Source organism: Aeromonas sp. FDAARGOS 1418 (assembly GCF_019048585.1).
Lineage (GTDB): Bacteria > Pseudomonadota > Gammaproteobacteria > Enterobacterales > Aeromonadaceae > Aeromonas > Aeromonas caviae.
In genome coordinates this window covers 4,142,122-4,156,411 of sequence record NZ_CP077387.1, presented here as the reverse complement: position 1 = coordinate 4,156,411, position 14,290 = coordinate 4,142,122, and the positions used below count along the sequence as shown (strand labels likewise).

Here is a 14,290-nt window from a genome sequence, read left to right as displayed (position 1 = left end):
TATGAGCCAACTCTGTATCGGCTGGCTATGGACTTTATGTATCCCGGTGCACCGCATTTTTTCAATTCTTTTCACCTCCTTGTGGCCTGCCAGGCCGCGCCGATACTCAGCTGAATCGATCTGGTCGGTTGGTGAAGATGCCATCGACACCCATGCTGGCGAGGGCGCTCCCATCACTCACTTCGTCGACTGTATAGACCAGGATCTTCAGCCCCCGGCGATGGGCATCCGCCACCAGGGTCTCGTCGACGAAATCCACATCGCAGTTCAGTGACCAGGCCCCCAGCGTCTCGGCGAAGGCGGCGCCGTCGAGAGGCAGGCTGGCCGTGAGGGCGCCGATCCTGATTTCCGGTCGCAGTCCCTTGAAGCGTAACAGCTCGGGATGATGAAAGGAGGAAACGATCCAGTGCGCCTGGGTAAAGCCAAGCTCGGCCTCGGCCCGCCTGGTCAGGGCGGCCACCGGCTCGGCGGTGTGGGCGCCCTTTAGCTCGATGTGCAGTTCGCAGCGCCCCGCCACCAGTGCCATCACCTGCCACAGGGTCGGGATCCGCTCCCCGTCCCCCGCATCCAGGCTCGCCAGGTACTCCCGGGATTGCCCGGTCAGCACACCCTGGCCGCTGGTGCAGCGCTCCAGCCGCCGGTCGTGGAAGACCCAGAGCTCTCCGTCGGCCCACTGCACGTCCAGTTCGATGGCTTTGGCACCCAGATCCAGCGCCAGGCTCATCGCCTTGAGGGTATTCTCCGGGGCCAGGCCGCTGGCACCGCGATGGGCAATGATCTGCATGATGGCTCCTGTTGTCGTCTTTGGGGGCTTCATCCCCGGCTCATCCGGATGTCGATCTGCTGATGTGGCAGATGCATGCCGACCTGGCCGAGTTTCTCCAGGATCAGAGAATGTACCTCGTGCGTAATGGGCATCCGGTGATCCATGTTGTTGACGTAGAGCCGGATCTCGTAGATGAGGGCCGAGTCGGTGAACTCGATGAGGAACACCTCCGGGGCGGGCGTATCCAGCACCAGGGTGGACTCGCGCACGCTCTGCTCCAGCAGTTGCTGTACCTGCTTGGGATTCTGCGTCAGGCCGATGCGAATGCGCAAGCGGACCCGGGTGATGGCATCGGACAGGGACCAGTTGATGAACTGCTCGGTGATGAAGGCCTTGTTGGGGACGATGATCTCCTTCCTGTCCCAGTCCACTATGGTGGTGGCGCGGGTCTTGATCTTGGTGACGGTGCCGGTGAGATCCCGGATGGTGACGGTGTCACCCAGGCGGATCGGTTTTTCGAACAGGATGATGAGGCCGGAGACGAAGTTGGCGAAGATCTCCTGCAAGCCGAAGCCCAGCCCCACGGAGAGTGCTGCCACCAGCCACTGGGTCTTGGACCAGTCGATGCCGAGCATGGAGAAGCCGGTGAGGGCGCCAATCAGCAGTACCAGGTACTTGCTCACCGTGGTGAGGGCGAAGCCGGTGCCTGGGGAGAGGCTCAGGTGCTGGAGCAGGGTGAGCTCCATCAACCCTGGCAGGTTGCGGGCGGTGACCACCGTCAGGATGAAGGCGAAGACGGTCAGCATCAGATCCTGCAGGGTGATGGCGGAGAGCTGCTCGATGCCGGCCACCTTGCTGCTCACCTGCCACACCTCGATGCTGCTGAGGAAGCTGAATGCCGAGTTGAGATCCGACCATTGCACCACCACCAGCATGGTGAAGCCCAGCATCAGCAGAGTGCGCACCAGGCCGAGGGACTGGGCGCTGATGGTATCCAGATCCAGCTCGGGCTCCTCCACCACATCGGGGATCTCGGAGCTGAGATCGTCCTCTTCCCGCTCCCGCTGCGCCAGGATCTCGGCCCGCTTCTGCTTGGCGCGATCGAAGGCGAGTCGGCGGCGCTGGATCAGCATCCAGCGGTGGGCCAGATAGTAGACGAGCAGGCAGCCGAGCCCCGCCAGCAGGCTCAGCTCCAGCTGGCGCAGCAGGGTGCGGGAGGTGTAGAAGTAGCCGAACAGGGCGCCCAGCACCGCCAGCAGCGGGGCCAGCATCAGGCTGTTCCAGATGAAGTGGTGCAGCAGATGGGGCTTGGTCATGTCTGCCTGACCCCAGGTGAGGGGCAGTTTTTCCCGGTTGAGGCGGGCAAAGAAGAGCAGCAGCCAGAGGGCCCCGATGATGAAGGCGAGGCGTCCCAGGGAGTCGTAGAAGGCGTGCTCCTGATAGCTGCTCGCCATGCCCTGCACGAAGAAGCTCGGGATCAGCACCAGCAGCAGGGTACGAAATTGTCCCCATACTCGCTGCACCCGCTCCTTCTGCCAGCGGAAGTGGAGGATGAGGATCCCCTTCTCCAGGGTGAGGTGGCGCGCCACCAGCAGGGCCAGCAGCAGGAACCAGATTTCACCCAGGCCCCGGGCCACCGCCACCGCGAAGGGATATTGCCAGGCGCCGTCCAGCAGGCCGTGCACCATGAGCACCATGGCGGGCAGCGGCAGGGCGGCGAGCACGGAGCGCACCAGCAATCGGCTGGTGAGGCTGAACTTGTCCTGGGTTACCTTGCCGATGCGCGGGGCAATGTACTGGCTGTATTGAAGGAGGTGGCGAGCCAGTTTCAGCCAGCACCAGGCCAGCCCCAGCAGCCCGAGGCCAGCCAGGGTCAGGCTCAGGGGGTTGTTCTCGGCGATGGCCCTGGGCAGTTGCAGCCAGTTGGCCGGATTGAAGGCAAGGCCGAGGGCGGCCGGGACGCCGAGCAGCACCGCCGGGCTCAGGGGGCGCACGTCCGGCATCCAGAACAGATGGCTGGCACTGAGTTCGCGGATCTCGTCGATCTTGCTGTTCTGGCGGCTGTAGAGCAGCTTGAGGCGGGTCTGCTCCTGAATGAGGGTGTCGGAGGCATCGTTGAGCCGGGTCAGCAGTTGCCGTCTCGCCTTGAGCAGGTTGTCCAGCACGGCGCGCTGGGCCCTGTCCAGGGTGATGCCGTCTCCACTGAGCAGGCTGTTGCGCAGCTGGACCGGATCCTTCAGGGCATCCTGCTCGGTCTCGTACTGGTATTTGGCCATGCGCGCCTTGACGATGGCGGACTCCAGCCGCTCCAGCGGGAAGTAGGCGGGCAGATCGGCCAGCTTGCTGCGCAGGTTCTCGCCGTAGGCGTTGCTTATCTGCAACCACTCCAGCTGTTCGCGCACCGAATTGACCAGCTCGTTGAGCCCGGAGAGGGAGGTGTCCACCCCCCGTTGCTCGTCCTGCACCCGTTCAATCTGGTCCTCGAGGGCCCCCAGTTGCAGGGAGAGGGCCTGGTTTTGCTGCTGTTGCTCCTGCAAGAGGGGGAGGTCAGAGGTGAGCTGGCGGCGCAGGCGTTCGCTCTCGGCCAGGGCCTGCTCGGTCTTGTCCCGGCGCAGCTGGTTCTGCTGGGCAAGCAGACTGGTCTGCCACTCATCCTCGTCGGTGATGGCGAGGTTGAGCTCCTGCAGCTTGAGCTTGCCCAGATCGTTGCGCTGCTGGGCGGAGAGCTGCTCCAGCTCCAGCATCTGGATCCGGTCGGAGAGGCTCTGCTCCTTGAGGCGGGTGGCCAGTTGCTGGGCCTCCTGCAACCTGTCCGACTCGTTGCTGAAGCTCAGGCGATCGAGCAGGGAGCGGGTCTGGAGCAACTGCTTGCGCAACTCGTCGACCCGCAGGTGATACTCCTGGCCCGTGCTCTCCAGCTGGTTGAGGCTGTCGGTGACCGCCTGACGCTCCTTGCGCAGGTTGAGCTGGCGGTTGCTGCTCAGGCTGATGGCCTGGCGAAGGGCATCCTCCTTGAGGGAGGAGAGGGACGGGCGGGACTGGGGCTGATAGTTGTGCAGCCCCTCCTTGAGACGGGCGGACTCCTTGGGGTAGTCGATGAGGATCTGCTGGTAAGCCTTGCCCTGTTCCCGGTAGCGCTGGGCATCCCGGGCATATTGCAGGGCCTGCTGGTAGCTCTCCCGCAGTTGCTGGTTTTCCGGAGTATCCGTCTTGGGGATGCTTTGCAGCAGCTCCTCTACCTGAGTGATGGCATCATCAGCCTGGACAGCGGAGAAGGGGAACAGGCTGAGACAGAGCATCAGACAGAGCAGGCGTTGCAACATGGCGCACGTTTCCGTTCAGGAGAAGTCGCCCTAGCCTAAAGCAGGGGCAGGGGCGGGTAAAGCCCTCAAGATGAATGATCCACGGCACAAATAACGGGTGATCCGGGTCTTGTTTGGCTATTATTCTGGCCGTTCCCCTTCATTGAGCAATTTATGTCCTCCGTCGATCTGGGCACGGCCCCCCTTTCCCGCCTCTTCTTGCGTTACGTCACCCCCACGGTGGCCGCCATGCTGGTCACCGGCATCTATGTCACCATAGACGGCATCTTCGTCGGCCATATTCTGGGCCAGGACGGGCTGGCCGGCATGATGCTGGCGTACCCCATCTGCGCCGTGCTCTATGCGGTGGGGGCTCTTATTGGCATGGGATCCTCGTCGCTGGCCTCCTTCTATCTGGGCAAGGGGGAGCAGGCCAGGGCGCGCCACATCGTCGGCAATGCCCTGGTGATGGTGCTCATCGCCTCCGCGCTGCTCGCCTTCATTGGCATTCGTTACGGCGAGGCCATGCTTGTCTGGATGGGGGCGCAGGGGGTCATCTTCGACGCAGGCTTCGCCTATCTGCAGTGGTACGCCTGGCTCGGGGTGTTCGCGGTGCTCTCCATGGCCTTTACCGCCCTGCTGCGCAACGACGGACGACCCGGCCTCACCACCTGGATCCTGGTGGGGGGCGGCGTGCTCAACGTGCTGCTCGACTACCTGCTGATGGCGGTGATCCCCTGGGGGCTGGCGGGGGCCGCCATCGCGACCATGCTCTCCCAGGCGGTCACCGGGGGCCTGTGCCTGTGGCACTTCTTCACCCCCCGCAGCCAGTTGCGCATTCGCTGGGATACCCTGGTGCCCGACTGGCGGCTGATGGGGGAGACATTGCGACTCGGGGTGTCGAGTTTTCTGATGTACCTCTACCTCTCGGTGGTGCTGGCGCTGCACAACAAGGCGCTGCTCTCGGTGGGCACTTCGCTGCACGTGGCCGCCTATGGGGTCATCAGCTACAGCGAGGCCTTCTTCTATCTCATCTTCGAGGGGATCGCCATGGGCATCCAACCCATCGCCAGCTTCAATGCCGGGGCGGGCAACTGGGCACGGGTGCTGCGGGTGCGTAACCTGGCATTGGGAGTGACCATGGCGGTGGCACTGTGCGGGATGATCCCGCTGTATCTGTGGCCGGAGGCAGTGGTTTATCTGTTTGCGGGGGACAATGCTGCCCTGTTGCCGGTGGCCAGCCTCGGTATCTGGCTCTACTTCTGGGGACTGCCCATGGAAGGCTTGCTGCTGGTGGGGGCCACCTATTTCCAGGCCATCAACCGGGCCCGCATCGCTTCCCTGCTCACCGGCGGCAAGCTGGTGCTGATCGGCGGTTTCCTGTGGGGCTTCTCCTCCCTGTGGGGAGTGGCCGGTGTCTGGCTGGCGCTGCCCACTTGCAGCACTCTGCTGGTCCTGGTGATGTGGCGGGCGATGAACAGGGAGGGGCGCCAGCACAGCGCTGCCTGAGATGTGGTCATGCGTCCATGAAAAAGGCAGCCTTGGCTGCCTTTTTCATTTTGAGTGCCCCTGCCTGTGGGCGGCAGGTCGCCGGCCTCAGGGCTTGAAGGCGCCGATAAAGATGGCGGGGTCGACGCGGGCGTCGTTGAGGCTGACGTTCCAGTGCATGTGGGGACCGGTGGCGCGGCCGGTGGCGCCGACCCGGCCGACGATGCCGCCGCGGGGCAGGCTCTGGCCCAGCTTCACGTCCACCTTCGACATGTGACAGAACATGCTGATGAGGCCCTGGCCGTGGTCGACGAACACCGTATTGCCGTTGAAGAAGTAGTTGCCGATGAGGATGACCTTGCCAGCGGCTGGTGCCTTGATGGGAGTGCCGGCTCCGACCGCGAAGTCGAGGCCGGAGTGGGGGTTGCGCTCCTCGCCGTTGAAGAAGCGGCGCAGCCCGAAGGGGCTGGAGAGCGGGCCCTGGACCGGCTTGTCAAACAGCAGGTTGCTCGGCTGAGCCGGGCTGAAGGTCTGGTAGGCGCGGGTCTGTTCGGCAAGCTCCCGGTTGATGCGGGTCATGTCTTCGGCCAGCGGATTGACCTGGCGGCTGTTCTTGAGCTTGATGTGCTGCTCACGGTAGTGCTTGGTGCCGACCTTGAAACTCAAGGTGCGGCCATCGCTGGTGGTCACCTGATGGGGGCCGGGCGCGCTCTTGAGCGGGATGCCGACGATGGCGATCCACGTCTTCCCGTCTTCCTGTACCACCAGCACAGGCTTGTCCTGATAGCGCACTGCGGGCGCCTTGGCCCCGCTTCCCAGTGGTACCACGGCCACGCCCCCCGGCACCGGGTGGTTGAGCAGGCGGCTGATAAACCCCGGTTCGGCGTGAAGCGCAGGGCTGCCGAGCAGCAGGAGAAGAAAGAAGAGGCGGCGCATGATGGCTCCATCGGATCAGGGGGAAAGCAAGAGGGGGGAGATGATGCCACATTCTGGCGGTGCTGTCCGTCAACCGTGGCCGATAAACTCATCGGCTGCGGCCCAGAAGGACGCAACGGACACGCCATTGCAGCGAGGTGAATGCTCTGGTTGCGGGTGCCAGCCTTCCCTTCGACCTTGCCAGCCTGAGCAGGGGGCCGCTGCGCTACCGCATCTTGGGGGTGCTCGCGAGCGACAACCGCTTCATCACCACCAGCCTGGCCGGTGTCGGGGTGGGCATGGTCGAGCAGGGGGCCCTGACCCCTATTCCATTCGATACCGCCATCGCGGTACCCTACTCGGCGGCGACCCAGGCCACCGACTACAAGGTGAGGCTCTACCCGACCCGGCTGCCGGGCCAGGTAGTACGCACCGGCCCCTACACCGGCACCATCATGGTCACGGTGAGCGTGCCCTGAGGAGACGCCGCTTCGCCCCTATTTTTCGACGAGGTCAATGATGAACAGTGACAGGGCCCTGCGCCACGAACCCAAACGCCATGGCATAGGACAGGGCTGGATCTGGATCCGCACCGGATTCGACATCTTCAACAAGGGGATGGGTGCCAGCGTGGCCATGATAGTGCTCTGGTTTGTGGTAGGCATCGTGCTGGATCAGCTGCCGGCGGGGGGCTTGATCTCCCAGTTGCTCTACATGGTGTGGGGGGCTGGCTGGGTGGCGGTGGCGCGGCGGGGTCACCATGGCGAGGCGCTGCAATTTGGCGACTTCTTTGCCGGTTTCCGCCATCGGTTGACCCCCTTGATGCTGGGGGGCCTGATGGTGCTCGGCCTCATCATGGGGATCCTGATGATCTGCGTGTTCCTGCTGCACCAGTGGGGACTCACCGGCCTGTTGTCCGCGGATCCGGGCTCCCTGGCGCTGACCCCGGAGCAGGCACAGGGTTTCCTCGTCTGCGCCCTGGTGGGATTGGCACTGTTCGTTCCCGTGCTGATGGCCATCACCTTCGCCCCCGCCCTTATCCTCTTCCATCAGGTCGGGGTCTGGCAGGCAGCCCGGCTCAGCTTCAAGGGATGTCTGCGCAACATGTGGCCCTTCCTCTGGTGGGGGCTGCTCGGGGCCGTGCTGATCTTCTTTGGCGCACTCCTGATGTTGGTGGGCCTGCTGGTGGTGCTGCCTGCCATCAACTACTCCATTTATGCCGCCTATCACGACATCTATCTGGAGGATCAGGAGGCCGAGGAGGGAGAGACCCCGGTCAAGGCATTCGGTTTCGAAGCCTGACCTGGCACAGGATGGAGCAAAGAGGGGCCGCGAGGCCCCTTTTTTGTGCGGCTCGCAGGGATCAGAGAGAGGGAGGGGCTTCCTGCCACAGGGGATCGTCCGCCATCCGCTCCACGAGAAAGTCGAGGAAGCTGCGCAGCAGGGGGGACATCTGTTTGCGGGTGCCATAAACGGCATAGACGCCGAGGCGCTTGGGCTGCCAGGGGGTGAGCAGGGGGACCAGGGCGCCACTTGCCAGATGGGGGTGAACCGAGTAGGCGGGTTGCAGGCTGATTCCCGCCCCGTCCAGGGTGGCGGCCAGCAGCAGGTTGGAGATGTTGGCGCTGAGGTTGCCGCTCACCGGGACGGATTCGGGACCATCGGGCCCCAGAAACTCCCACAGGCTCTTGCCGAAATAGGTGTAGGTGAGGCAGTTGTGCAGTGCCAGATCCTGCACCTGCTGGGGCGGAGCATGGCGGGCCAGGTAGGCGGGGCTGGCGCACACCACCGAGTGGCAGGTGCCGAGCCTGCGGGCCACCAGGTTGGGATCGAGGTCGTTGGTGATGCGCAGGGCGAGATCGATTCGCTCCTCCACCAGATTGACCGTCCGGTCCAGCAGCAGGATGTCGATAGCCGTGCCGGGGTAACGGGCCAGGTAGTCGTTCGCCGCCCCGACCAGCAGGGCTTCGGAGAGAGAGTAGCTGCTGGTGATGCGCAGTTGCCCCTTGGGGGCCTCGTCATGGCGGATGGCCAGGTGTTCCATCTCTTCCCCCAGGGCCAGCATGGCTCTGGCCCGGTTCAGCGCCTCTTCTCCCGGCCCGGTCAGGCTCAGCCGGCGGGTGGTGCGGTGCAGCAATCTGGCCCCCATCCAGCGTTCCAGCTCGGCCAGGTAGCGCGACACCATGGCGCGGGACATCTCCAGTTTCTCCCCGGCGCCGCTCAGGCTGCCCTGTTCCACCACGCAGACGAAGACCCGCAATGCGGTCAGCCTATCCATCTTGTGCCCCAATATGCTCGATTTATGCAACAGTGATGCGCCTATTATGCGGTATTTGTATCGATGGTGATGCAATAAACTGCGCTCATTCCATTAATCCACACCGATGAGCGTTATCTGATGAACAACACACTGCGTACCCTGACCCTGACCAGCCTCCTGATGACGGGCTCCGCCCTGGCGGCCCCCCTGACCGTGACCGTCTACAACCCCGGCGAGAAGGCGATCTTCCCGGTCTCCTCCTCACTGGTAGCCGGTGATAAGGAAGCAATCCTGATCGATGCCCAGTTCGACGTGCAACATGGCCAGGCGCTGGTGGACATGATCAAGAAGAGCGGCAAGAAGCTGACCACTGTCTATATCAGTGCCGGTGACCCCGACTTCTACTTCGGTCTGGAACCCGTCATGGCGGCGTTCCCGGATGTCAAGGTGTTGGCCGACCAGCATGTGGTCGACCATATCAAGCAGACCAAGGATGCCAAGCTGAGCTACTGGGGCCCGATCCTGGGCAAGGATGCACCCAAGAGCCTGACCGTGCCGCAAGTGATGACGGCCAGCCACCTGACGCTGGATGGCGAGAAGATTGAAATCAAAGAGATGAACACCCCGAATGCCTACCTCTGGGCCCCTTCCATCAAGACGGCCTTTGGGGGTGTGCCGGTCTACAGCGGCGTGCACGTCTGGATGGCGGACAGCCAGTCCAAGGCCGCTCGCAGCAACTGGGTCAAGGCGCTGAACAACCTGCTGGCGCTGAAACCCGAGCGTGTGGTGCCGGGTCACTTCCTGGGGACTGCGCCCAAGGGTACCGAAGCCGTGACCTTTACCCGTGACTACGTGCAGCGCTTTGAGCAGGAGCTGGCCAAAGCCAAGCACTCCGGCCAGCTGATTGAAGCGCTGAAGAAGGCTTACCCCTCCCTGCCGGTCGACGATGGCCTGGCCATCGGTGCCAAGGTCAATACCGGCGAGATGAAGTGGTAACTCCCTGACGCCTACTTCCCTGTGTTTTTTTACCGGGCCCGAGTGCCCGGTTTTTTATCCAGCCTTGAAGCGAGAATGATGATGAACGAAGCGCAAACAACCCTCCATTATGTCTATGACCCCCTCTGTGGCTGGTGCTATGGCGCCGCCCCCCTGCTGAAAGCCGCTGCCGAGATCCCGGGTCTTCGCATCGAACTGCATGGGGGGGGCCTCTGGATGGGCGCCAGGCCATGGGCCAGCCCCTGCGGGACTATGTGCGCCCCCATGACGAGCGCATCCACGCCCTCACCGGACAGCGATTTGGTGAGCGCTACTTCAACGAGCTCCTGCTCAACGAGTCGCTGCTCCTTGACTCCGAGCCGCCCATTCGAGCCGTTCTGGCGGTGAGCGAGCTTGGCGGCGACGGCCTTGCCTTGTTGCACCGCATTCAGGAGACCCACTACCGGGATGGGGAATGGGTCGGTTCCCCGAGACGGTTGGCGGCGCTCGCGCGGGAGCAGGGGCTGACACCGGAGGCATTCGCCCTGGCCTTTGGTCGGGTCGATCTTGTGGGCCATCTGGCCACAAGCCAGGCGTGGCTGCACCGGCTCGGCGGGCAGGGGTTCCCGACCCTGGGATTGATACAAGGGGAGCGCGTCGTTGCGCTGCCTGTCTCCTCCTATCTGGGAGAGCCATCGGCATTCGCGGATCACATCGCCTCCCTGATGGGGTGAGTCTCTCGCCCATCGCCTGCGGCTTGTCAAAGGAGAGGGAGAGGGCAGACCCGTCTGCGCGCCTCCCTTGTCCCCCGCACCGTTCTTGTGCATGCTATCGGCCTCATTGAACGGCAGGATGCAGTACCTATGAACCTTCGCGATCTCGAATATCTGGTAGCGCTGGAAGAGGAGAAACACTTTCGCAAGGCAGCGGAGCGCTGCTTTGTCAGCCAGCCGACCCTGAGTGGCCAGCTGCGCAAGCTGGAAGATGAACTGGGGGTGATCCTCATCGAGCGCACTTCCCGCAAGGTGCTGTTCACGCCCGCCGGCGATGCCATGGCCCGTCAGGCGCGCAAGGTGCTCAAAGAGGCGCGAGAGCTCAAGAGCATAGGCCAGCACTTCGCCGAGCCCATGTCCGGCGAGATCCACATCGGTTTCATTCCCACCGTGGGCCCCTACCTGCTGCCCCACATCATCCAGGATCTGCGTGAACACTTCCCCAAGCTGGAGTTCTACCTCTACGAAGATCAGACCCAGGTGCTGCTCAAGCGGCTGGAGGAGGGGGAGCTGGATTGCCTTGTGCTGGCGGAGCTGGAAGGGATGGAGGGGTTTGGCGCCATCCCCCTCTATCAGGAGCCCATGTGGCTGGCCGTGCCCCAGCATCACCCGGAGGCGAGCGCCAAGGCGGTGCCCCTGCACAATCTCAAGGGAAAGAAATTGCTGATGCTGGCCGACGGTCACTGCCTGCGGGATCAGGCGATGGGTTTCTGTTTTGCCGCGGGCATCGGTGAGGATCAGCGCTTCAAGGGCACCAGCCTGGAGACCCTGCGCAACATGGTCGCTGCTGGCAGCGGCATGACGCTGGTGCCCAGGCTCGCCGTGCCCGCCAACCCGGAGGAGGGGGGCGTCAGCTATCGCCCGGTGATCAACCCCGTGCCAGGGCGCACCATCTCCCTGCTCTATCGTCACTACTCGGTGCGCCGCCCCTGCTTCAATGAGCTGGCGGCCCGCATCTCGAGTCTGATGAAAGCCCTGCTGGGCTGACGCAGCCCGCTCGTCATCCCGAAACAAAAACCGGCGCCTGGGCGCCGGTTTTTGTTGTTTCCAGGGGGACCTAGAAGATGTCGTCGGTGGAGATGGGACCGTCTGTGGTCGCATCGTCACCGCCATACACCTGGTTGCCATCGGAGATCTGGCTCGCGTAGCGGGTGGGCTCTGTGCCCTCCTTGAAGAACTCCTCCGTGGTACTGCCATCGGCGCGATTGGTCAGCAGACCGGTTTCACGATCGATGCGGACCTGCATGATCCCTTCGGGGACCGGCATCTTGCGCTCGGGCACCTGTTGCAGAGCCGTCTTCATGAAGTCAATCCAGATGGGCTGGGCGGCGCCGCCGCCAAACTCGGCCCGGCCCAGACCGCGCTGGTGGTTGTCAAAACCGATCCAGGAGGTGGCCACCAGATTCGGAGTATAACCGGAGAACCAGGCATCCCGGGATTCGTTGGTGGTCCCCGTCTTGCCCGAGATGTCGTGACGCTTGAGGTCACGGGCTGCCCGCCAGCCGGTACCACGCCAGCCATTGCCACCCCAGATGGCGGTGGTCAGGGTGTCGGTGATGAGGAAGGCGCTCTGGGCACTGATGGTCTGCGGTGCCATGTTGTTGGGCACGACAGGATCGATGGGGCACTGGGCCTTCCAGTCTGCCGTGGTATTGGCATAGGCATCCGCGCTGTCGAGACCGGCGGCGGCCAGCACGCCGCAGTCGCGGCAGGCGGCGGCCGGGTTGGCCTCGAAGAGGGGGGTGCCGAAGCTGTCGGTCACTTCGGTGATGAAGTAGGGGGTGACCTGGAAGCCGCCATTGGCCAGCACCGAGTAGCCGCGCACCACTTCCAGCGGGGTAAACTCCGCCGCACCCAGCGCCAGGGATTCGTTGGCGGAAATGTGATCACGGGCGAAGCCGAAGCGGGTCAGGCCGTCGATATAGGTATCCAGCCCGATGGCGCGCATCAGGCGGACCGACATCACGTTCTTGGACTTGGCAAGGCCGAGGCGCAAGGTGGTCGGCCCTTCATAGATGGCGGGCGAGTTCTTGGGTTGCCACATGGGGCCCTTGGCAGGATCCCACTGGTTGATCGGTGCATCGTTGATGAGGGACGCCAGGGTATAGCCCTGCTCCAGCGCGGTGGCATAGAGGAAAGGCTTGATGTTGGAGCCGACCTGACGACGGGCCTGATCGACCCGGTTGAACTTGGAGAGCTCGAAGCTGAAGCCGCCGACCAGGGCCTCGATGGCGCCGTCTTGCGGGTTCATGGCCACCAGGGCGGCGTTGACGTCGGGGATCTGGGAGAGCAGCAACTCTTCCCCTTTCTCCCTGACCCAGATCTGGGCGCCGACTTTGAGTACATCCCGCGCCGATTTCGGGGCAAAGCCCTGGCGATCGTCGGTGATGAAGGCACGCGCCCACTTGATGCCATTCCAGCCCAGTTCGGCCTGTTTGCCATTCTTGAGCACCAGGGTGGCGCTCTTGTCGCCGAGCTGGGTGACCACGGCGGCCATCAGGGGCTGATAGGTCGGCTGCTTGGCCAGATGGGCCATGATCTGCTCGTAGTCCCAGGCCGTTTCACCGGCTTTCCACAGCAAGGCGGTCGGGCCACGGTAGCCGTGGCGGGTGTCGTAGTCGAAGACACCGTCCAGCAGCGCCTGATGGGCGGCGCGCTGACGCTTGGCGGTGACGGTGGTGTAGACATGCAGCCCCATGGTGTAGGCATCTTCACCAAACTGCTCCACCATCTTCTGGCGCACCATCTCGCTCAGATAAGGGGCGTTCAGCGTAGTTTCGGCACCGTGAAAACGGGCCTTGACCGGCATCTTGGAGGCTTCGTCATACTGGGCCTGGGTGATTTTGCCGGTTTCCAGCATGCGACCCAGTACCACGTTGCGGCGGGCGAAGGCGCGCTCCGGAGAACGGATCGGGTTCAGCATGGAGGGTGCCTTGGGGAGACCCGCGATGATGGCGATCTCGTCCAGGGTCAGATCCTTGACCTCCTTGCCGAAGTAGACCTGGGCGGCCGCGCCGACCCCGAATGCCCGGTAGCCGAGGGGAATCTTGTTGAGATAGAGGGTGAGGATCTCGTCCTTGGAGAGGTTCTGCTCGATGCGCCAGGCGAGGAACACTTCCTTGATTTTGCGTACCAGGGTCTTCTCGTTGCTCAGGAAGAAGTTGCGGGCCACCTGCTGGGTAATGGTACTGGCGCCCTGACGCGCCTGGCCGGAGACGGCCCAGACGGTGGCGGCACGGATGATGCCGATGGGGTCAATGCCCGGGTGCTCATAGAAGCGGGCATCTTCGGTGGCGAGTACGGCATCGATCATTGATTGGGGAATTTCGTCCAGCCGCAGGGGGATGCGACGAATTTCGCCAAACTGGGAGATCAATTCCCCATCCCGGCTGTAGACCTTCATGGGGGTAGCCAGTTTGACATCGCGCAAGGCGCTGACGTCCGGCAACTGGGGCTTGATGTAGAAGTAGATGCCGATGAGGCTGGCAACGCCCAGCACAGCACCCAGCATCATGACAATAAACAGGCGAACGAGCCATTTCAGCATGGAAGAACTACCAATCGTCTTAAAATTAGCCAACGGGCGCAGAGTATAGCCTTTTTACCCTCGCGGATTCGAGGTTTTCCTGTCCGCAAACAGGCGACCCCGAGAAGAGGCGGGAGGGTAGCACTCCAGGGCACAATTACCAAGGGGGCCGCAATCAAGGCCGAAAGGAGAGGGGCGTCAACTTTTGACACAAACTTTATGACATTGATAGATAGAGCATTATATTGAGTTAAGCCGTCACATCATGACGCGCTGTCCTACAAT

General features: G+C 63.2%; 10 protein-coding genes and 1 pseudogene. 6 read left to right on the top strand and 5 right to left on the bottom strand.

Annotated features, from left to right (window positions below):
- Positions 1-106: 106 nt before the first annotated feature.
- Positions 107-784 (bottom strand): glycerophosphodiester phosphodiesterase, encoded by a 678-nt coding sequence (locus tag I6L48_RS19410; RefSeq protein ID WP_042880250.1) that lies wholly within the window; start codon positions 782-784, stop codon positions 107-109.
- 29 nt (positions 785-813) lie between these two features.
- On the bottom strand, positions 814-4,089 hold the full coding sequence (gene mscM, locus I6L48_RS19405; RefSeq protein ID WP_042014534.1) for a miniconductance mechanosensitive channel MscM: 3,276 nt from the start codon (positions 4,087-4,089) through the stop codon (positions 814-816).
- 153 nt (positions 4,090-4,242) lie between these two features.
- Between mscM and I6L48_RS19400 the strand changes: the two genes are divergently transcribed.
- Positions 4,243-5,577, top strand: coding sequence for an MATE family efflux transporter (locus tag I6L48_RS19400; protein WP_042880248.1), 1,335 nt, complete (start codon positions 4,243-4,245; stop codon positions 5,575-5,577).
- Positions 5,578-5,664: 87 nt separating this feature from the next.
- Here the strand turns inward: I6L48_RS19400 and I6L48_RS19395 are convergent, their stop codons facing one another.
- A complete protein-coding gene (locus I6L48_RS19395) occupies positions 5,665-6,492 on the bottom strand; it encodes a M23 family metallopeptidase (protein ID WP_010673811.1) in 828 nt (275 codons plus the stop codon).
- A 137-nt stretch (positions 6,493-6,629) separates the two neighbouring features.
- Between I6L48_RS19395 and I6L48_RS19390 the strand changes: the two genes are divergently transcribed.
- Together I6L48_RS19390 and I6L48_RS19385 are read left to right on the top strand one after the other, a co-directional pair.
- Positions 6,630-6,950 carry a hypothetical protein gene (locus tag I6L48_RS19390; protein ID WP_223953848.1) on the top strand — a complete coding sequence of 107 codons (321 nt, stop codon included), beginning with the start codon at positions 6,630-6,632 and terminating at the stop codon, positions 6,948-6,950.
- A gap of 40 nt (positions 6,951-6,990) precedes the next feature.
- Entirely contained in the window at positions 6,991-7,773 is a 783-nt protein-coding gene (locus tag I6L48_RS19385) for a BPSS1780 family membrane protein (RefSeq protein WP_045525644.1), read from the top strand.
- Positions 7,774-7,834: 61 nt separating this feature from the next.
- Here the strand turns inward: I6L48_RS19385 and I6L48_RS19380 are convergent, their stop codons facing one another.
- Positions 7,835-8,749, bottom strand: coding sequence for a LysR family transcriptional regulator (locus I6L48_RS19380; protein WP_041215629.1), 915 nt, complete (start codon positions 8,747-8,749; stop codon positions 7,835-7,837).
- A 120-nt stretch (positions 8,750-8,869) separates the two neighbouring features.
- Between I6L48_RS19380 and I6L48_RS19375 the strand changes: the two genes are divergently transcribed.
- The 3 genes and pseudogenes from I6L48_RS19375 to oxyR all read left to right on the top strand — a co-directional run bounded on the left by I6L48_RS19375 (position 8,870) and on the right by oxyR (position 11,466).
- Positions 8,870-9,727 (top strand): Vmh family MBL fold metallo-hydrolase, encoded by an 858-nt coding sequence (locus I6L48_RS19375; RefSeq protein ID WP_216987616.1) that lies wholly within the window; start codon positions 8,870-8,872, stop codon positions 9,725-9,727.
- A gap of 75 nt (positions 9,728-9,802) precedes the next feature.
- A pseudogene (locus I6L48_RS19370) lies at positions 9,803-10,440 on the top strand (DsbA family protein).
- Positions 10,441-10,569: 129 nt separating this feature from the next.
- Positions 10,570-11,466: a DNA-binding transcriptional regulator OxyR gene (oxyR, locus tag I6L48_RS19365; RefSeq protein WP_010673817.1), complete on the top strand. Its 897-nt coding sequence runs from the start codon at positions 10,570-10,572 to the stop codon at positions 11,464-11,466.
- A gap of 70 nt (positions 11,467-11,536) precedes the next feature.
- Here the strand turns inward: oxyR and I6L48_RS19360 are convergent, their stop codons facing one another.
- Entirely contained in the window at positions 11,537-14,026 is a 2,490-nt protein-coding gene (locus I6L48_RS19360) for a penicillin-binding protein 1A (RefSeq protein ID WP_216987615.1), read from the bottom strand.
- Positions 14,027-14,290 lie beyond the last annotated feature (264 nt).